Annotated in this window: 18 protein-coding genes and 1 riboswitch; of the genes, 5 read left to right on the top strand and 13 right to left on the bottom strand. The window is 58.7% G+C overall.

The window, feature by feature from the left end; translation table 11 throughout:
- Positions 1–101 precede the first annotated feature (101 nt).
- Positions 102–848: an aspartate/glutamate racemase family protein gene (locus ACKUTP_RS09545; protein WP_040358337.1), complete on the bottom strand. Its 747-nt coding sequence runs from the start codon at positions 846–848 to the stop codon at positions 102–104.
- Between the two features lie 84 nt (positions 849–932).
- Entirely contained in the window at positions 933–2,189 is a 1,257-nt protein-coding gene (locus ACKUTP_RS09540; protein ID WP_409064208.1) for an ATP-grasp domain-containing protein, read from the bottom strand.
- Positions 2,190–2,421: 232 nt separating this feature from the next.
- Between ACKUTP_RS09540 and ACKUTP_RS09535 the strand changes: the two genes are divergently transcribed.
- Positions 2,422–3,054, top strand: a complete 633-nt coding sequence (locus ACKUTP_RS09535) for an MOSC domain-containing protein (RefSeq protein WP_409064207.1) — start codon at positions 2,422–2,424, stop codon at positions 3,052–3,054.
- Positions 3,055–3,288: 234 nt separating this feature from the next.
- Positions 3,289–4,422, top strand: a complete 1,134-nt coding sequence (locus tag ACKUTP_RS09530; RefSeq protein WP_138339787.1) for a glucosaminidase domain-containing protein — start codon at positions 3,289–3,291, stop codon at positions 4,420–4,422.
- Between the two features lie 37 nt (positions 4,423–4,459).
- Here ACKUTP_RS09530 and ACKUTP_RS09525 read toward each other — a convergent pair whose 3' ends face one another.
- The 7 genes from ACKUTP_RS09525 to ACKUTP_RS09495 form a co-directional block, all read right to left on the bottom strand.
- Positions 4,460–5,839: a serine/threonine protein kinase gene (locus ACKUTP_RS09525; RefSeq protein WP_409064206.1), complete on the bottom strand. Its 1,380-nt coding sequence runs from the start codon at positions 5,837–5,839 to the stop codon at positions 4,460–4,462.
- A 98-nt stretch (positions 5,840–5,937) separates the two neighbouring features.
- On the bottom strand, positions 5,938–6,360 hold the full coding sequence (locus ACKUTP_RS09520; protein WP_271747220.1) for an XRE family transcriptional regulator: 423 nt from the start codon (positions 6,358–6,360) through the stop codon (positions 5,938–5,940).
- Positions 6,361–6,399: 39 nt separating this feature from the next.
- On the bottom strand, positions 6,400–6,942 hold the full coding sequence (locus ACKUTP_RS09515; protein ID WP_409064205.1) for a DUF4352 domain-containing protein: 543 nt from the start codon (positions 6,940–6,942) through the stop codon (positions 6,400–6,402).
- A 164-nt stretch (positions 6,943–7,106) separates the two neighbouring features.
- A complete protein-coding gene (locus ACKUTP_RS09510) occupies positions 7,107–7,376 on the bottom strand; it encodes a hypothetical protein (protein ID WP_035137902.1) in 270 nt (89 codons plus the stop codon).
- Positions 7,377–7,460: 84 nt separating this feature from the next.
- Positions 7,461–7,802, bottom strand: a complete 342-nt coding sequence (locus ACKUTP_RS09505) for a HigA family addiction module antitoxin (protein WP_050766086.1) — start codon at positions 7,800–7,802, stop codon at positions 7,461–7,463.
- Positions 7,774–8,055, bottom strand: a complete 282-nt coding sequence (locus ACKUTP_RS09500; protein WP_006234335.1) for a type II toxin-antitoxin system RelE/ParE family toxin — start codon at positions 8,053–8,055, stop codon at positions 7,774–7,776. The genes ACKUTP_RS09505 and ACKUTP_RS09500 overlap by 29 nt, the downstream gene beginning before the upstream one ends.
- A gap of 102 nt (positions 8,056–8,157) precedes the next feature.
- On the bottom strand, positions 8,158–9,345 hold the full coding sequence (locus ACKUTP_RS09495; RefSeq protein ID WP_409064204.1) for an amidohydrolase: 1,188 nt from the start codon (positions 9,343–9,345) through the stop codon (positions 8,158–8,160).
- A gap of 145 nt (positions 9,346–9,490) precedes the next feature.
- Positions 9,491–9,659: riboswitch (Lysine riboswitch) on the top strand.
- Between the two features lie 65 nt (positions 9,660–9,724).
- Between ACKUTP_RS09495 and dapA the strand changes: the two genes are divergently transcribed.
- Genes dapA through dapD form a run of 3 tightly spaced genes read left to right on the top strand, consistent with a single transcriptional unit; the run spans position 9,725 to position 13,526 of the window.
- Positions 9,725–12,034 (top strand): 4-hydroxy-tetrahydrodipicolinate synthase, encoded by a 2,310-nt coding sequence (gene dapA / locus ACKUTP_RS09490; RefSeq protein ID WP_409064203.1) that lies wholly within the window; start codon positions 9,725–9,727, stop codon positions 12,032–12,034.
- The gene (gene dapB, locus ACKUTP_RS09485; RefSeq protein ID WP_409064202.1) at positions 12,027–12,767 is read left to right on the top strand and encodes a 4-hydroxy-tetrahydrodipicolinate reductase; all 741 of its coding nucleotides are present in this window, start codon (positions 12,027–12,029) and stop codon (positions 12,765–12,767) included. The genes dapA and dapB overlap by 8 nt, the downstream gene beginning before the upstream one ends.
- 39 nt (positions 12,768–12,806) lie before the next feature.
- Positions 12,807–13,526, top strand: coding sequence for a 2,3,4,5-tetrahydropyridine-2,6-dicarboxylate N-acetyltransferase (gene dapD, locus ACKUTP_RS09480; RefSeq protein WP_082437754.1), 720 nt, complete (start codon positions 12,807–12,809; stop codon positions 13,524–13,526).
- Positions 13,527–13,668: 142 nt separating this feature from the next.
- On the opposite strand, the gene ACKUTP_RS09475 is transcribed toward dapD, so the two are convergent.
- The 4 genes from ACKUTP_RS09475 to ACKUTP_RS09460 form a co-directional block, all read right to left on the bottom strand.
- Positions 13,669–14,673 (bottom strand): nucleoid-associated protein, encoded by a 1,005-nt coding sequence (locus ACKUTP_RS09475; protein ID WP_022094136.1) that lies wholly within the window; start codon positions 14,671–14,673, stop codon positions 13,669–13,671.
- Positions 14,674–14,784: 111 nt separating this feature from the next.
- A complete protein-coding gene (locus ACKUTP_RS09470; protein ID WP_409064201.1) occupies positions 14,785–15,945 on the bottom strand; it encodes an Mbeg1-like protein in 1,161 nt (386 codons plus the stop codon).
- Positions 15,946–16,071: 126 nt separating this feature from the next.
- Complete coding sequence (locus ACKUTP_RS09465; protein ID WP_409064200.1) at positions 16,072–17,022, bottom strand: L-lactate dehydrogenase; 951 nt, start codon at positions 17,020–17,022, stop codon at positions 16,072–16,074.
- A 201-nt stretch (positions 17,023–17,223) separates the two neighbouring features.
- A complete protein-coding gene (locus ACKUTP_RS09460) occupies positions 17,224–18,387 on the bottom strand; it encodes a pyridoxal phosphate-dependent aminotransferase (protein WP_006234344.1) in 1,164 nt (387 codons plus the stop codon).
- Positions 18,388–18,499 lie beyond the last annotated feature (112 nt).

The raw sequence follows: 18,499 nt of genomic DNA, 5'->3' as shown, positions 1-18,499 counted from the left end.
ACGCAAAAGGCCTCGGCTCGCACCAAACGAGCCGAGGCCTTTACTGTTTCACCAGATAAAACCTACCAAAATTAATCTGTCCCTTTTTGGCGGGTCGGAAGCTAGAGGCGGTAGGGGGCGCCGCTGCGGATGATGGATTCGCGCACCAGGACATCCATGGCGTCGAGGGTGATCTCGGGCATCTCTCGGTACTTTTGCAGCACCGAGAGCTCGGTGCAGGCCAGAATGACGCGGTCGCAGCCGCTACGGGCGAACTCCCACATCACGCGGTCGAACTTATCCATATCGGGCTCACGTCCGGCCTTCACATCATCGTAGATAAGCGACATCACATCGTTCTGACGTTTCTCGCTGGGATAGACGACCTCAACACCCGCAGCCTTACATTCGCGGCCGTAGACGCCCGCGCCCACGGTTCCGTCGGTGCCCATGATGCCAATCTTGTGCACCGGCTCGGCCGGCATACTCAGGTTGGGGTCGAACTCGCACTCCCCCATCACCGCACCGGCCAGAGCATAGCGCACCGACTCACGCGGCATGTGGATAATCGGCACCTTCGTAAACGACTGGATCTGGTCGTAGAAGTAGTGTGACGTGTTGCAGGGAATGGCAATGTGCGCACAGCCCAGCGACTCGAGTGCCTGGGCACACTCTTTCATGGTCGCCAGCAGCTTGGCATGCTCGCCGGTCTTAATGGCCAGCGTGCGGTCGGGCATGGTCGACTTGGAGAGCACCACCATGTCGATATGTTCCTGATCGCAGGCAGCAGCCGTATGACGCACCACCTGGTCGTAGTAATACGACGTGGCCTCGGCGCCCATACCGCCGATAACTCCCAGCTTTTCCATCGCCGCCTCCTTGGTGACGCTTGCGCAATTGCGCGTATCATACCCGCGCCCGCCCGAAGCAAACCGGACGGGCGCCGCGCTCATCTACTTGTAATACGTCTTGAACAGCTTAAAGTGGCGCAGCTTGGTGTGCCACATGCGCAGCCAGCGATTAAAGACAAAGTCGCCCTTCATAAACGAAGGGTCGGCGCCCTTGCCTTCCTTGTCCAGGCGATGCACCTTAGCGCGCAGCTCGGGATCCTTGACGTACTTGTCGACGACGCCCATGGGGACGACCATCCACAGCGCCTCGTCCTGCGCCGTCACAAACTCCGGTTCAAACGGGCGGTTGAACACATACTCGTCCACCACATACTTGGCAACGTTAAAGCCGCTGTTGGTGACGTAGTAGTTGCTGCGGCCTTGGCGCGTGTTGAAATCGAAGAATTTAAACGAGCCGTCGCGCTCGTCGTACTTAACGTCAAAGTTGGAATATCCCACAAAGTGAAGGTCCTCGAGCAACTTGCGCACGCCGCCCATGAGCTCGTCATTGGGCTCGGTGATGATACAGGCATGGTTGCCGACACCGTGGGGCTGATGCTCCTCGAGCAGCACATGACCCAGGCACATCATGCGCACCTTGCCGTTGCGGTCGGAATAACTGGTGAGCACGCGCATGTACTCGTCGTTGCCGGGCACGCGATCCTGCAAGATCAGGTCGTCGGTGTAGCCGCTGGCATACGAATCGCGAATGACCTGTTCCAGCTCGGCGCGGTCGGCAATCTCATAGGCCTTCTTCTGGCCCTCGAACTCGTGCTGCCACCACATGATGCCGTCAGAAGGCTTCAGAATCATCGGGTAAGGAAAATCAATCTGGTCGAGCACTTCGGCAGGCGCCTCACCCTGGGCATTAAGCATCGCCTTGGTAAAGGTAAACGTGTGCGGATAGGGCACGCCATGCTTCTCACACAGCTCGTAGAAGATCTCCTTCTTCTGACACTGCTCAAGCATGCTGTAGGGAGCGTAAGGCGCGACGATGTTATCCGCCAACTCATGGGCATCCTTGGCCTGAGCCACGAGGGCAACATAGTTGTCGCCACAGCCCACAAGGACAATCGTCTTGTCGGCATGCGCTTGGGCAATGCCGTTGACGGTTTTGAGCATCACGGGCATGGTGTCGATATCCACGTTGGGCGTGTAGTCGATAATCTGGCTGCGGTACGCGGGACCCGTCTGATACTTGCCAAAGACCAGACTCTTGACCTGGTACTCCTCGTAGAAGGCGCGCGCCACCGAATAGGCGTTGATGTCGCCACCGAGCAGCACGGGAATGAACTCGCGCTCTGAAAATTGCAATGCCATGGAAACTTCCTATCATGAACTGCCCACACAACGGGCGGTCTTTGCGCAACTGATTTATTCTAGCGTGCCAAGCCGCCGGCGCCCAAAGCTCCACCGTATCTATGGCAATCAACGTAATCGTCCAGCACGAAGGCCAGCACGAAGACGGCGCTCACCGTTGTATGACAACGGGCAATGAACCTACCATTGTTGTAGGATTCAACATGTTGCCCGCCCCGTCGAAAGGTGCACCGTGCCCCAGGCTCATCCGATCAACAACCCCATCATTGACGCCGCCAAGCGCGAACTTGCGGATCGTGCCCAGACGGCAGTTCCCCTACGCACCGCAAACGATGCTTACAACGGGCCTGCCCGTATCGTCTCAATCAACACGTCGGAGCACAAAGGCACTCGCAAGTCGCCCGTCGCCGATGGACGCGACACCGTCATCGAGCAATTTGGCCTCGCTACCGATGCGCACGCCGGACATTGGCACCGCCAGGTCTCTTTTTTAGCCGCGGAGTCCATCCAGACGGCGCAGGCACGCGGGCTCGACGTACACGAGGGTGACTTTGGAGAGAACTTCACCACGCAAGGCATCAATCTACTCTCGCTCCCCCTGGGAACGCAGCTCAAGATTGGCAACGATGTCCTGGTCGAAATCAGTCAGATCGGCAAGGTCTGCCACACACGCTGTGCCATCTACTATCTAGCCGGCGACTACATCTTTCCCCACGAGGGCGTTTTCGGCGTGGTACTAAAGGGCGGAGAGGTCCATATCGGCGACGATATCCAGGTAGTCAAACTCGGCGACGGCACCTGTTCGTTCACCCCCGCCGAGGCGCTCGAAGAGATTGAGCAGGCTCGCCAGGAGGGCACGCTGTAGTTGTAAAACCCCACGTTGAGATAGCTTTTACAGCCCCAAACCCCTCTTAAACAGGCCCCCGTAACGTTAAAGTTGAACTCTATGGTTTCTCAACAATTCATCATAACTGCAGGTCAAAGCCAAAGCCTCAAGTTCAACTTGACCCTTTGGAACCTTTAAGGTTCAAGTTGAGGTCGAAAGCAGTAGTAGAATACCGTTCGAACCATAACCTACGATTGATTGCAGAGGGACTGGATGCAGCATTCGAATCATCGCACCGCAGCGCTCATTGCGTCGAAGCCGGCTCGTATCATCACGAGCGCCGCTCTCGCCGTTGCGCTGACGGCCACGCCGATGCTCTCCCCCGTTGCGGCGTATGCCGCCTCGCAGGCAACGCAGGACCAGCTTTCCGCAGCCCAGCAGAAGATCGAAGCCGCCACGAGCGCCTACAACGACGCCCGCACCAAACTCGATGACCTGCAAAAGCAGATTGACTCCAATGAGGCAAGCATCGAGGAAATCGAGGCCAAGCTTCCCGAGCAGCAGGCCAAGGCAAGCTCCGCCATGCGCGATCTGTACAAGTATCAGAAGGGCACCAATCCCATCGTGAGCTTCCTGGTCAACGCGCAGAGCCTGGGTGAGTTCATCACGACCTGCAAATACACCAACCAGATCACGAGCTCGAGCGTCGACGAGATCGAAGAGCTCAATAACATGCAAACCGAACTCGAGCAGAACAAGGCTGAGCTCCAGCAGGCCAAGTCTCAACTTGAGGCAGAGCAGAAAAACGCCGAGGACGCGCTGGCGCAGGCCCAGCAGCTCCGCAGCGAGGCGCAGGCAAAAGCCGAGCAGGAAAATGCCGCCGAGCTTGCCAAGCTTGAGGCCGATAAGGCCGCTGCCGCCGAGAAGCTCTCGGGCGAGGGCGTAAGCGGCAGCAATTCCAGCAGCCAGGCCACCAACACCAACACCACCATCGACACCACGGTGAACAGCTCCAATACTGGTAACTCCGATTACGATTCGTTCATTAATGAGTGGACAGGCCGCATCGACAATTATCTCGCCGGCTCCCCCATGGCAGGCCAGGGCTATAACTTTGCCGTCGCCGCTTGGAATACCGGTGTCGACCCCCGTTGGTCCCCCGCCATCGCCTGCATCGAGAGCACCAAGGGTGCTTATTGCGCCAATTCTTACAACGCCTGGGGCTGGAGTGCACGTGGCGGCGGTTGGCGCAGCTTTGGCAGCTGGAGCGAGGGCATCTCCGCTCACGTTGCCTATCTGGGCGCCAACTACGGCTCCACCCTTACCCCGGCAGCGGCCAAAAAGTACTGCCCGCCCACGTGGCAGGACTGGTACAACAAAGTCGCCGCTCAGATGAACCGCATCTAAGTGCAACTGCAAAGGGCCCCAATGGGGCCCTTTTCTTTTAGGTAGCGGAGGTATCGACGACGCCGGTCGCATTGACAACCGCGACTATGACGATCATGCATAGGAGCAGCACACCCAATACCTTGAGCCAGAGTTTCGCGAGTTTCTTGCCGCGATAGCTGTCGAGCAGTGCGAATCGCCGACGGAGACGGCGCTTATCGAGCAGCGCAAAATGCATAAGCACCATAAGGCCATCGACAAAGAAAAAATACTCGATTATGAGAAGCCACGTCGGGTAGCTTTGGTTTGCTCCGGTGGGGTGAAAAACGGCAAAGTGACTTCCGGCAAAGAACACAAGCAGCGAGAAGCAGACGAGCGTATTCCAAATGCGCCCCAGAGACTCCGGAACGCGAGAGAGCAGACCGCATGCAGCGGAGGCGGCAGGCCTAGGAAGCCCTGCGGGGTTCTGGAGCCCTTGGGACGCCAACACCGTCTCCGAGGCCGGAGTACGGACAGGCGCAGGCGCAGAAGGCCGCACGGGGTGAATCAGGTCGTATGCCACGCGCGTCGCCCGTCCCAACGCTTCCGCACTCGCAAAACGTTTGGCCGGGTCGAGCGCCATCGACATGCAGATGACATCGGCAAGTGGAGTGGGAATGCCACGCGCCTCGCATTGCTCGCGCATGTCGAGCCCTGGTTTAGGGTCGACTCCCGTCAAGCAGAAGAACAACAGGGCGCCAAGTGCGTAGACGTCGCTGCGCACACTCGTCTGCCCAAACCCATACTGCTCGGGCGGCGCATAGGGTCGTGTGCCAAACTTGACGGTGTCGGCATCGGCGCCATCGCGCCATACGCGCGCGATCCCTAGGTCGATAATCACCAGCGATGAAAATGTCAGGCCGTCATCAGGCGTATAGTTGGCACCTGTCACGATGATATTCGACGGCTTGAGGTCGCGATGGATCACCGGCGCCGACGTCTCCCCCGCCATTGCAAAACCGGCGTGGAGCTCGCCCACGGCATCGCATAGGGCAGGATACAATTCACGCGCATAATCGGGGGTGGCTCCTAGACGGTCCACCAGCGCCCCGAGCGTCTCCCCTTCGATGTATTCCATAACCACGTTGAGCTCGTCGCCCACACGACGACAATCGACGATTCTGGGCAGGTGCTCAAAACGCCTGCCTGCCCGCTGAGCGGCAAACAGACGCTCGTATGCCCCGCCGATTTGAGCCGAAGCATCGATGCGTTTACGGACAAAGGGACCGAGCGAACCACCGCCGGTTCCTTCAAAGTACACGAGCTCGGTTGTTTCAACGGACGAGCGCTTAAGTACTCGCTCCACGCGATAGTTGTCGTCGCGATCGAGCGACGCCAGGTGCTCGGCAAGCGCTGCGGTCAGCTCGTCATCGGAATATGTTGGGGTCTGAGTATCCATAGGCTCCATCATAGCGCAGGGCGCAGACACCTCATGGCATCCGCGCCCCGTTCGTTTGCATCGTTGTTCGGCAGCTCCGCCGGCTCAGATATCAGCCGCTAACTCACCGTCTCCTCGCCAAAGCGATACAGCTCCTCGTTGACCTTTTGGAGGCTGCACCCGCGATCGATGCAAAAGATGATAATCGCATCGCGGCGGTCCTTGCAGTTAAGGACGCTTACCCCGGCAGCCGTCAGCGCACGGTTGGTCTCTTTGAGCGTCAGCGCCATCGCAAAGGCAATCTGCAGCACCTTATTGCGACTCGGATGACGCGCGCCGGTAAAGATCTGATAGCCAAAGGTCTCATTGAGATCGGCCATACGAACCACGCGCGAGCGCTCCAAGCCCTTTTCCTGCAGTAGCTGCTTCAGGTAGTTCGAAAGCGACGGGGTGGCAAAGTCGTGTTCTTTGATATAGCCATCGATGTTTGGCGCGTCGAGAAGCTCATTGAGTAACTCGTCAGTCAGCTTTTTATCGGGCATACGACTTCACCTCCCATACGGCGCAACGGTAGCGACATGCTAGGCCAACACCCAGCTTGCAGTGGCAGACTTATCAAACATGTTGGCAAAATACAGTGCCTTCTTGATATCGCCATCAAAGTAGATATTGCCCGCCACAGAGCCACCAGCGGCAAGGGTACCAGACTGCAGCTCATCGGAGCCCTCGCTGTAGTAACCCTGATTCTGCTGAGCGCCGTTGACGTCCTCGCCCTTCCAGTCGTAGATGTTGTAATCTGCGCCCTCATCACCATTGTTGACGTACGTGACGTGAATGCCCGTCATGGTTGAACCGTCATAATTTGTGAGGCCGGGCTGGACGGAATCGACAACGACGGAAAGACCGGCAGCCGTGGTCACCGTCGCACCAACCGCCAGGTCAGTCGTAGACTGCTCTTCCTTCTTCGCCTCTTCCTTCTTGTCGCCATCGCCAGCGTCCTCGGTGACGGTCGCCTTATCGCTACCACAACCGGTAAGAAGACCGGCAGTCCCCAAGGCGACGGTGGCGAATGCGCCCAGTGCAGCGCGACGGCTCAGCAGCACTTCGTTTTCAAGCTTTTTCATCATGCATCCTTCCTACGATCCGGCTACCGTGCCGGCACACAGCACATCGTAGGAAGGATTAAACTTGAATTCATTAGCTGAGAGCTAAGGCTGCGGTAAACGGCCAATGCAGTTATCCAAACGCCGAGCAAACGCACTTTGCGCAACCGTCTGCTGGCAGTGCATCAACCCACCGTGACGGATTCCCCGGTAAAGGTGCTCACAAGCAACAGGATAAAGAAGGCCAAATAGCTGATGCTCAGCAGGTAGGCGATGACCAAAAAGGCAATCCATCCTACATTGGTCTTACCGTCGGCGCGGCGCTGCTCACGACTGCGATAAAGCCAAATCGTCACGCCGATAGCAGTGATAAACAGTACGAGTGCCGCCGTAGCCAGCCCAGCAAGCACAAACATCACGCCAATGCCCACAGCGATGACCGGAAGCAGCAGCAAACCGCACCCGCATCCACCCGGTCTATATACGGCAGACTGTCGGCGTCGCCTCATCGCCGCGCCACCCCCCATCATCTTTGAGCACTACAGTGCGATAGCCTGCTGAACAGGAACGATCTTGTCGAGTTCCGGTTCGATCCGCCTTTTCTCGGCCTCAAGGTCAAACGCCACCTGAGCGCGCAGCCAATAACCATCCGTCAGGCCAAAATAACGGCAAAGACGGAGGTCGGTGTCGGCCGTCACGCGACGTTTTCCCAAGACAATCTGCCCGATACGCTGAGCCGGAATCCCAGTCTCTTTCGCAAGGCGATATTGAGAAATGCCCATGGGAACAAGAAACTCCTCTTTGAGAAGCTCACCAGGAGTCACCGGCGACAGCAAATCGGCCGAAGTCTCATCACTTGTGATAATCGACGATTTCGACATTCCAAGCCATCTCCTGTCTCCACTCAAAACAGACCCGATAGCGCTCGTTAACACGGATGCTATATTGACCGGCACGATCGCCCTTCAAAGCTTCCAGGCGGTTGCCCGGTGGAACGCGAAGATCATCAAGCGAAGCACAAACCTGCAGTTGGCGAATCTTCCTCAACGCAACACGCTCAAAGGGCACGAACCTCCTGACCCGCACACCCATGGCAAAGCGTTCGGTATCCTCATCTTTATACGATGCAATCATAGTATCGCCTTACGTTAGTAACGTCAAACGTTTCTATAGACTTACATCTCTATTATATCGTACGTTTGTTCGTGTTTTCTAGAACAAATAGTCCTTTGCGCCTTAGTCAAGCAAAAGCAATCGTTTGTAGACATCGAGGCCTTTGAGAAGGATTTCCTCGTCGAAGAGCATGCTATCGGTATGCAGAGCGCTTGTGGCATAGGCGGGACAGCCATCCGAATCACTCGGGTTGTCTTGGTCCTCTGGCATACCCGTGCCCAGCAGGAAAAACACGCCCGGCAGATGGCGTTGATAGAACGCGAAATCCTCGGCGATCAGCAGCGGTTCCTCCACAAGCTGCAGCCCGGGCAAGGCAGGCGCGACGCTGGCAAACAACTCGGGGTCGTTGTCGACCGGCGGATAGCCCTCGGCAAAGTCGAGATCATACGTGCAGCCCGTTGCGGCACAGGCATCGTCCAGCACGCGGCGCACGCCTTCGCGCGCCCGGTCGAACATGTCGTCCGTAAACACACGCAGGCTTCCGGCCACATGGGCCTCCCCCGCCACCGCGTTGCAAACCGTACCGGCCTGCAGCAGACCAAACTTACCGATACAGGGCTCGTCGGTGCCCAGCTCGTCCATCAGTTCGCGCTCGGCAACCAAGAACTTGGCAGCCGCCAGCGCCGCATCGTGCGACTCCTCGACCGGAACGCCATAGGTCTTAGCGATATGGATGCTCGTCCCGTGAATATGAATGTGTGTCTCACTCGAACGCGCCAGCAGCGGACCGGAACAACTCGCCAACGTGCCGGCAGGCAGATCGGGCCACACATGGAAGCCAAAAATGCGGTCGACCCCGTAGCATTCGAACACACCGCTCTCACATACCGTCTTGGCACCACCGGTCGTTTCCTCGGCCGGCTGGAACACAAAGAGAACGTTGCGCCTAATGGCGCCCGGCTGCTCACGAATCGTGCGATCGACAAAGGTTGCCGCCGCAAGGGCCATGGCCATGTGTCCATCGTGTCCGCAAGCGTGCATCTTTCCGGGATGCTTCGAGGAAAAGGCCGCACCCGTCGCCTCCGCGATGGGCAGTGCGTCCATATCGGCGCGAATCGCCGTGGCATGCGCGGCGCCCGTGCCAGCGTCGAAGAAAGCACAAACACAGCTGGGGCAGGGATGGGTCACTTCACAGGCAAGCGAAGCGAGCACGCCCTCGATATAGGCTATGGTTTGAGGAAGATCGAAATCGAGCTCCGGAATGCGATGCAGGTCGCGACGATAGCGACGAAGTTCTTGGAGCTCGGTCATAAAGGATCCTTTCATGGAGCATATCCATTCACACAATATTGTGATACAGGATTGTGGCACACATGTTTCCAGCATATTGCTGCATTTTTTAAACGTTATATACGAATACTCTTGTTTGGTAAAGTGCAACGTGGTAGGGTCTTTACCACTTGATAGAGGCGCGGGCACGAAGAGCCGCGGGCGAGCCGGCAGGCTTTGACCCCGTGGGGAGGCGAAACCCGCCGAACTGGGTTTTTCGGGCACGAACAGCCTGGTGGGCCTGCGGGAAACACCCGCAGGACTGTCTGCAGCAATGCGGGAGCGCTATCCGGACATTGGGTCCACGCTATGCGGATTCGATGCGCAGATGGCGCCGTCTGGATAGCGAGGTTTACGGGACATGGCATTGACCCCCAACGAAGCATATGCGGCAAAGCAGCCGTTTGTGGACAAGGAGACGCTCGAGCATATCGTCGAGCAGTTCCCCACGCCGTTTCATCTATATGACGAGGCGGGCATCCGCCGCAACATGCAAGAAGTGCGCGACGCCTTTGCATGGAACCCGGGCTTTAAGGAATACTTTGCCGTCAAGGCCAATCCCAACCCGGCGCTCATCTCCATTCTCAACGAATACGGCTGCGGCTGCGATTGCTCGAGCTATACCGAGCTCATGATTGCCCGCTCGCTGGGCATCACCGGCCATGACATCATGTTCTCGTCCAACGACACGCCGGCGGCGGATTTTGAGCTCGCCGACAAGCTGGGTGCCATCGTCAACTTTGACGACATCAGCCATATCGAGTTCTTTGAGCGCGTCGCGGGACCCATCCCCAAGACGGTCAGCTGCCGCTTTAATCCGGGCGGCCTGTTCCAGCTCTCCAACGGCATTATGGACAACCCCGGCGACTCCAAGTACGGCATGACCACCGAGCAGCTCTTTGAGGCTTTCCGCATGCTCAAGGCCAAGGGCGCCGAGAATTTTGGCATCCATGCCTTCCTTGCCAGTAACACCGTCACTAACGACTACTATCCCAAGCTCGCGCGCATCCTCTTTGAACTTGCCGTACGCCTGGAGCGCGAGACCGGCGCACATGTCGCCTTTATCAATCTGTCCGGCGGCGTCGGCATCCCCTATCTGCCCGAGCAGCAGGCTAACGACATTCACGCCATCGGCGAGGGCGTACACGCGGCATACGACGAGATCCTGGTTCCTGCCGGCATGGGCGATGTGGCCATCTGCACCGAGATGGGCCGCTTTATGATGGGCCCCTACGGCTGCCTGGTCACCAAGGCCATCCACGAGAAGCAGATCTACAAGGACTATATCGGTGTGGACGCAAGCGCCGTCGACCTCATTCGTCCCGCTATGTATGGTGCCTACCACCACATTACGGTGATGGGCCAGCCGGGTGGCGCCGACAAGACCACAGCGCCCGTTACGGACACCTACGACATCACGGGTAATCTGTGCGAGAACAACGACAAGTTCGCCATCGACCGCGAGCTGCCGCAGATCGACATGGGTGATGTGCTCGTGATCCACGATACCGGCGCGCATGGCTACTCCATGGGCTACAACTACAACGGACGTCTGCGCTCCGCCGAGGTATTGCTGCGCCCCGACGGCTCGGCAGACCTCATTCGTCGCGCCGAGCGCCCGGGCGATTATTTTGCCACGCTCGACGTGTTGCCGTGCGGCCGTGAGCTGTTGGCCAAATCGCGTGCCGAAAGCGCCCGCCGTCGCGCCCAGGACGAACGCCTGGCCGTCGCCGCCCAATGGAACAAACGCATCCAGATCGCGGAAGCGAAGGAGAAGAACATGGATATCCGCAACCTCGAGGGTTCGATCGTCGCCCTCGTCACGCCTTTTAAAAAGGACGGCAGCGTCGACTTTGACGCACTCGAGCGCCTTATCGATTTCCACCTGCAAAATGGCACCGACGCCATCCTCACCCTGGGCACCACCGGCGAGAGTGCCACGATGACCGATGACGAGGACAACTCCGTTGTCGCCGCCGTGGTCAAGCAGGTTGCAGGACGCGTCCCCGTCATCGCCGGCTCGGGCTCCAACTCCACGCAAACCATGCTCACCAAGTCGCTCACCTACCAAGGCTTGGGCGCCGATGGTCTGCTGCTCATTACCCCCTACTACAACAAGTCCAATGAAGAGGGTATCTATCAGCACTTTAAGACCGTCGCCGACGCCGTGGACATCCCCTGCATCCTGTACAACATCCCCGGCCGCTGCGGCTGCGGCATCAGCGAGCGCAACGTAGAGCGCTTGGCCGCACATCCCAACATCATGGGCATCAAGGAGGCCTCGGGTAACGTCGCCTACGCGGCCAAGATCGCTCACCTGCTGTCCGACGACTTCCGCATGTATTCGGGCGAGGACGCGCTGACCGTACCTCTCATGAGCCTGGGCGCCTCGGGCACCATCAGCGTGTGGGCCGATGTTCAGCCGCAGCTCGTGCACGACATGTGCCGCGCTTATCTGGACGGCGACGTGGCACGTGCCCGCGATATCCAGATTGCCGGCCAGCCGCTCATCAACGCCCTCTTTAGTGAGGTCAACCCCATCCCCGTTAAGGAAGCGCTCGCCCAGATGGGTATGATCGAAGCCAACTATCGCATGCCGCTGTGCCCCATGGCAGACGACACGCGCGCCGCACTTACCGACGCTCTGAAGGGAGCTGGTCTGCTTGATTAAGACCGTCATTATGGGAACGGGCCGCATGGGCTCGCTCATCCGCACCACCGCCGAGGGCGTTGTCGACGCCGCCGGTCAACCCGTTTTTGATATCGTGGCCCAGATTGGCTTCGATTTGAGCAAGCTCGAGAACGCACCGGCTGCCGATGTGATTATCGACTTCTCGAACGTCGTGACCTTCGATGCCGTCGTCGCCTATGTCGAGCGCACGGGCGCGGCGTTGGTCTCGGGCACCACAGGCTACACCCCCGAACAGATGGACCGCCTGCGTGAGCTGGGCCAGAACACCCGCGTTATGCACTCGGGCAATTACTCCATCGGTATCGCAGCCCTGCGCCATCTGGTAGCGCAGGCTACACGCGAGCTGCCCGGCTTTGACTGCGAAATCGTCGAGACGCACCATAACCAAAAGGTCGACGCCCCCAGCGGCACTGCCAAGTTGTTGCTCGACGCCGTCGTCGAAGCCGAGCCCGAGGCAGGCTACCACCCCGTCTATGGCCGCGAGGGCATGTGCGGAGCACGCGATCCCAAGGAGATCGGCATGCACTCGCTGCGCGGTGGCACTGTCGCCGGCGTCCACGAAGTGAGTTTCTTTGGCCAGGACGAGGAGGTCACGCTCACCCACCGCGCCACGAGCCGTCAGATCTTTGTCAACGGCGCCCTGGCAGCCGCGCAGAAGCTCGTCGCCCGCGAACCCAGCTTCTATACGTTCGACCAGGTCATGTTTGCCTAACCAGGTATCAACCGAATCCACCCAAAGGAGAGATAGCGAATGAGCAACGCAGCCGAGATGGATGCCCAGGAGATTATCAATTACATCGCCACCGCGCCTAAAAAGACGCCTGTCAAGCTGTATGTGCGCGAGAAACCCGGCATGAAGGTTGCCTGGGGCGACGCACATGTCTACGGCGGCCGTCGCGGCAAGACCGTCTTTGGCGACTGGGACGAGCTCAAAGCCATCCTGGACGCCAACGCCGATTCCATCGATTACTACGACGTCGAGAATGACTGCCGCAACTCCGCCGTCCCCATGCTCGACCTTAAGGGCATCAACGCCCGCATCGAGCCGGGCGCGATCATCCGCGACCGCGTCGAGATTGGCGACCGTGCCGTCATCATGATGGGCGCCATCATTAACATCGGCTCCGTTATCGGCGAGGGTTCCATGATCGATATGGGCGCCGTGCTGGGTGGTCGCGCCACCGTGGGCAAGAACTGCCACATCGGCGCCGGCACCGTGCTGGCAGGCGTTGTGGAGCCCGCCAGCGCCACGCCCGTCATCATCGAGGACGATGTCATGATCGGCGCCAATGCTGTGGTCCTGGAGGGCGTGCGCGTGGGCAAGGGCGCCGTCGTGGCTGCCGGTGCCGTGTGCGTCGAGGACGTCCCCGCCGGCGCCGTCGTGGCCGGTGTCCCCGCCCGCGTCATCAAGATGCGCGATGAGAAGACCGACAGCAAGACCGGCCTGGAAGAGGGCTTACGTCAACTTTAATAGTTACGCGGTTTTGACAAACCGCGTTTTCGCTGACGTATGCCCAACCAGCGGCGCAATGTCAGCAACCAAGCCGAAAACAAAAAAGGCCGAAGTCCCGAAGGGCTTCGGCCTTTGTTTTTCTGCAACGTCCAAGCACAGCTTATCGATTCTCAATACTTCCGATGTTCTTGAGCTCGATAGAGATGAGGCCGTTGGGTTCGTTGACGAACTCGATATACTCGGAGTTCGAACCCATCTCGGCCGGGAAGCTGATCTCGATGCCCGTGTCGGTACGAATCTTGTGATTGCGCACCGCCGCGCGTTCGACCTGCTTACGCTCCACGGGCACACGCTCAGGCACCTTCTCCTCGGTCAGTGCCGCGCGCACGCTCTCCTTGATAACCGGTTCGTCCTCAAAGACCTCATCGACGATATCCCAAGGCGGTAGCTCCTCGTCATCCTCAACCTTCTCGGCAACGGCGGCTTTGACCTTAGCGAGCGCTACAGCCGTGTTGGCGCCGTGCTCTTCAGCGACCTCCTCGACCACGCGCGTCACCGTGTCGATGACCTCCTTACCCGAAACGCCCGTGTCACATTGCAGCAGGCCATCGGGAATGAGCATGCGATCCTCGCCGGCAATCTTGCGTTTCTTATCCACATAGCCGATCTCCATGGTGCTTGCACGCACGATTGCATAGCTCGGCACCTTTTGCGAAGGGTTCGGCAGAATGGCATAGTGGCGCGCGATGTCGTTACGCACCTCGCCCTCTTCGCGACCCACCTCGTGCATGAATGCCTGCTTGGAGCCCAGCAGCATCACGGCAAACCAGCGGGCATCCTCATCGTCGTCAAAGTCCGCCACAAGCACGTCGGTGGACTCGGCTTTCTCAGCCTTGGTGAGTTCGGAAGAGATAAACTCCGCAATCTGCTGCGACAGGTCCACGAACTCGCGCTCGCCAAAGAAATAGCCCTTGAGCTCGCCGCCAAACGCAGAGTTCTCGGCAAACGTGGCGCGTTTATTGTCGGCCGAGGTACGTGCGCGGCGCAGATGCGTGGTCACGAAGTTGCGCACGGTACGGCTCTCGATATCGAGCTCGCGCTGGCTCATGACGTTGACGGCAGAGTCAAAGTCCAGGATATGCAGAATCGCGTGATTGATTTTCATATACGGCATTCCGTTCTAGATCGATTTCGGCACGAACCAGTATAGCGGTCGAGCCCGCCCCAAGCGTATCGAAGATTGGTGCATCGGGGACAGGTTGCTTTGCGCCAATGGTTAGCGCAGGAGCTCGGACTGCCAGGCCTCGAGCTGTTCTGCCAAACTCTTGCCGGCAGCGGGCACGTCGATCTGGGGTCGTTTGGGCAACAGTGCGCATTTAAGGATCGCCACGATGGTCTGCGAGATAAAGCGTCGCGTATCTTTGTCAAAGCCTTGCGCAGCCTGGAGCATCACGGGCAGACTCTCACGCAGATTTCCTGCGATATCCGCAAACCGTTCGGCGTCCGTAGCCTCAAACACGGAGAACAACGCATCTACAAAACGCTCGCGCTCGCTAGGTAACACTGCAAGCAGCATCTCGCGAATGGAGCCATCAACGTATCGAGCACCGGCGGACAGGCGCTCACAGTATACGAAGTCGCAACCATCAACCACCCAGCTAAAGGGATTGTGCTGCAGCAGGCTGAACTCGGTGCTCTCAACGATGGCATAGTCCTCCTGCGTCTCGAACATCATGCCGAAGATCGACGACCGAGGTAGCGTCTTGTCGATTCGACCGGAAAGATCGGCAAAGGCGTTGCCGCTCAGAAACTCCTCGACGAACCCTGGACCATCATGGGAATACGCCCGTTCGATTCGTTCACGGGCAACATCGGAGCACATCGCCGCACCGTACACCGCAAGGTTTCCACCCTTGGAATGACCTCCGCACAAAAGCGGCCCGTCGATCGCATCCGCCGCCTCGTCCACATAACGCGCCGCGGATTCCTGGGCCGGCACAGGACACCGGAACGCCATGTTAAAGTCCTCTTTCCAGCCCACAATCGTGCTGTCGGTCCCCCGGAAGGAAAGATAGCTAAACCCCGCCGGAAACCGGAACGCCATGGCTGCAAACTGCTCCGTCGCCACCACATCGCTCACGGCACGATAGCCGCAAACGTGCACGCCGCGGTATCTGGGATTTGCTGCCACGGCCTCCAACAAGGCCCTGCTCCCCTCTGGATCCCACAAGTCGTCAATCATGTCCCGATAGCACTCAGCACGCAGCAGCTCGCGTACGTCTAGGCCCTGCCAGTTCGTCAGCTCCGCCATATCACCCGGCAAACGCAAATAGGACAACCACGCAAAGACCAGGCTGTCCACCGCGCAGAACGGCCGCTCCTCAAACGGATCAAACGCCGTCTGAGCATAGGTCAAAAAATTAGGCGAATCCGACATGGCCCTCCCATCAACTATGGTGTATTGGGATGGTGCATTGGGGTCAGGTTACTTTGCACCAAAAGGCGCCCGGGCCGTGTGGACCCGGACGCCTTCATTGTAGCTTTTCGCTCTAGCGAGCTTGATTTAGCAGGAGAAATCGACGCTGTCGATGATGTCCTTGAGGGCCTTGGCGGAGACGGTGAGCTCATGCTGCTCGTCTTCGTTCAGCGGCACGGGGACGCGGCAGACAACGCCGTCGCGGCCAACGACGGTTGGCATGGAGATGGCAAGATCGGACAGGCCATACTCGCCCACCATGAGCGAGGAGACGGGCAGAACGGTCTGCTCATCGCGCATGACAGCGGTGCAGATGCGCTTGACGGCCATGGCGACGCCGTAGTAGGTGGCGTGCTTCTTCTCGATGATGGTGTAGGCGGAGTTCTTGACGTCCTCGGCGATGCGCTTCTCGGCGGTCTCATGCTCCAGGTGGCCGTGAAGCTCGCAGAAGGTGTTCAGCGGAACGCCAGCAACCTGAGCGCTGGACCAAGCGACAAACTCTGAGTCGCCGTGCTCACCCATGACATAGGCCTGGACATCACGCGGGTCAACCTCGACGTGGGCACCAAGCATCTGCTGCAGACGGCCAGTGTCGAGCACGGTGCCGGAGCCGATAACATGGCCCTCGGGCAGGCCGGACATCTTGATGGCAGCATAGGTCAGAACATCAACCGGGTTGGAGACGATGAGCAGAATGCCGTCGAAGCCGGACTTCTTAATCTCGGGGATAATGGACTTAAAGATGCTGACGTTCTTGTTGACCAGGTCCAGGCGGGTCTCACCTGGCTTCTGGGCAGCGCCAGCGGTGACAACGATCATGGCGGCGTCGGCGACATCGGAATAATCGCCGGCGTAGATCTTCATCGGCTCGGCAAACGTCATGCCGTGCGCGATATCCAGGGCCTCACCCTCGGCACGGTTTTTGTCCACGTCAATGAGGACCATCTCGGAGAACAGACCGCTCTGCATCAGAGCAAACGCCGAAGACGAACCGACGAAACCGCAGCCGACAATAGCGACCTTCTTCTCGTTAACCATTAGAAACTCCCATCTCTCTCCACAAACAAGCCGCCCGGGAACGACCCGAGCGGCTTGCCGTAATCCCAATACATCCAATCGGGACTTTGATTATGCTCCTATTCGCAGCCAAAAATCGACCGTTTACCGAAATTGTTTGCAGAATTCGTAAAATAACTGCACGAAATCGGTTTCGAGCTATTGACGAGTCGAAATAGGTTTCTAATACAGGCCCGCCTCGCGAATGGCCTCGACAGCCAAAGCGATCTGATCGGGCGGCAGGACCAGTGCCATACGCACGTGCCCCTCGCCCGAAGGGCCAAAGCTCGCGCCCGGCGTCACCACAACGCCGGCCTTCTCCATAAGCTCCTCGCAAAACGCCATGGAATCGGTGCGACCACCGGGAAGCTTGGCCCACACAAACATAGAGCCATGCGCGTTGGGACGCTCCCAGCCCAGGCCCTCAAGACCGTCGCACAGGGCATCGCGGCGTTCCTGGTACTTCAGACGCTGCGCCTCGACCTCATCGCGCGGACCGTTCAGGCACGCGATGGCGGCCTTCTGAATCGGGAAGAACATACCAAAGTCGATCTGACCACGCAGCTTGGCAAAGGCCGAGACCACATCCTCGCGACCGACCAAAAAGCCGATGCGGGCACCGGTGACGTTAAACGACTTGGAAAGCGAGAAGAACTCCACGCCCACCTCAAGCGCACCGGGATACTGCAAGAAGCTGCCGCCGGGCTCGCCGTCAAACACGATGTCGGAGTACGCGTTGTCGTGAACGATGAGCAGATCATGCTCGCGGGCGAAAGCGATAATCTCCTCGTAGACCTCGGGTGTGCCCACCGAGCCCACCGGGTTCGCAGGCAGCGACACGATCATATACTTGGCACGATCGGCCACCTCGGGATCGATACCCGCCACATAGGGCAGGTAATTATGCTCGGCAACCAGCGGATAGTATTCGAGCTTGGCATCGGCGATCTTGGCACCCGCCTCAAAGACCGGGTAGCACGGATCGGGAACCAGAATGGTGTCACCCGGATCGAGCAGGGCCAGGCCCAAATGGCCCACGCCCTCCTGCGTGCCGTTGCACGACTGCACCATAGACGGCGTAATGCCCGAAACGCCAAAGCGGCGCTCATAGTAATCGCACACGGCTTGCTTGAGTTCGGGCAGGTCGCGCAGGGCATACTTCCACATCTCGGGATCTTGGGCTGCCTGCGTGAGCGCCTCGACCACATGGTCGTACGGCTTAAAATCGGGCGTGCCAACGCTCATGTTGTAAATGGTCTTGCCCTGAGCCTTCAGCGCGAGAAGCTTGTTGTTGAGCGAGGCGAAGACCTCCGCGCCAAAGCGGTCGAGACGCTGCGATGCCTGCATGGTGCCACCTTTCGATATGAAAAACGCGGCGCTCCGACAAGAGCGCCGCGCGATACGGGCCATCAGATTGCAAAAGTGTAACGCTTGCAACCCCCGTATTGGTTCAATTTAG

The organism is Collinsella sp. wc0529, assembly GCF_046116875.1.
Lineage (GTDB): Bacteria > Actinomycetota > Coriobacteriia > Coriobacteriales > Coriobacteriaceae > Collinsella.
The sequence above is the reverse complement of the archived record's forward strand: the minus strand, read 5'-3'. Positions and strand labels throughout refer to the sequence as shown.

What these genes read in the sequence shown, in the direction of transcription:
- ACKUTP_RS09545 (WP_040358337.1), bottom strand. Translation starts at nt 848, where the DNA reads ATGGAAAAGCTGGGAGTTATCGGCGGTATGGGCGCCGAGGCCACGTCG.
- ACKUTP_RS09540 (WP_409064208.1), bottom strand. Translation starts at nt 2,189, where the DNA reads ATGGCATTGCAATTTTCAGAGCGCGAGTTCATTCCCGTGCTGCTCGGT.
- ACKUTP_RS09530 (WP_138339787.1), top strand. Translation starts at nt 3,289, where the DNA reads ATGCAGCATTCGAATCATCGCACCGCAGCGCTCATTGCGTCGAAGCCG.
- ACKUTP_RS09525 (WP_409064206.1), bottom strand. Translation starts at nt 5,839, where the DNA reads ATGGATACTCAGACCCCAACATATTCCGATGACGAGCTGACCGCAGCG.
- ACKUTP_RS09520 (WP_271747220.1), bottom strand. Translation starts at nt 6,360, where the DNA reads ATGCCCGATAAAAAGCTGACTGACGAGTTACTCAATGAGCTTCTCGAC.
- ACKUTP_RS09515 (WP_409064205.1), bottom strand. Translation starts at nt 6,942, where the DNA reads ATGAAAAAGCTTGAAAACGAAGTGCTGCTGAGCCGTCGCGCTGCACTG.
- ACKUTP_RS09505 (WP_050766086.1), bottom strand. Translation starts at nt 7,802, where the DNA reads ATGTCGAAATCGTCGATTATCACAAGTGATGAGACTTCGGCCGATTTG.
- ACKUTP_RS09500 (WP_006234335.1), bottom strand. Translation starts at nt 8,055, where the DNA reads ATGATTGCATCGTATAAAGATGAGGATACCGAACGCTTTGCCATGGGT.
- ACKUTP_RS09495 (WP_409064204.1), bottom strand. Translation starts at nt 9,345, where the DNA reads ATGACCGAGCTCCAAGAACTTCGTCGCTATCGTCGCGACCTGCATCGC.
- dapA (WP_409064203.1), top strand. Translation starts at nt 9,725, where the DNA reads ATGGCATTGACCCCCAACGAAGCATATGCGGCAAAGCAGCCGTTTGTG.
- dapD (WP_082437754.1), top strand. Translation starts at nt 12,807, where the DNA reads ATGAGCAACGCAGCCGAGATGGATGCCCAGGAGATTATCAATTACATC.
- ACKUTP_RS09475 (WP_022094136.1), bottom strand. Translation starts at nt 14,673, where the DNA reads ATGAAAATCAATCACGCGATTCTGCATATCCTGGACTTTGACTCTGCC.
- ACKUTP_RS09470 (WP_409064201.1), bottom strand. Translation starts at nt 15,945, where the DNA reads ATGTCGGATTCGCCTAATTTTTTGACCTATGCTCAGACGGCGTTTGAT.
- ACKUTP_RS09465 (WP_409064200.1), bottom strand. Translation starts at nt 17,022, where the DNA reads ATGGTTAACGAGAAGAAGGTCGCTATTGTCGGCTGCGGTTTCGTCGGT.
- ACKUTP_RS09460 (WP_006234344.1), bottom strand. Translation starts at nt 18,387, where the DNA reads ATGCAGGCATCGCAGCGTCTCGACCGCTTTGGCGCGGAGGTCTTCGCC.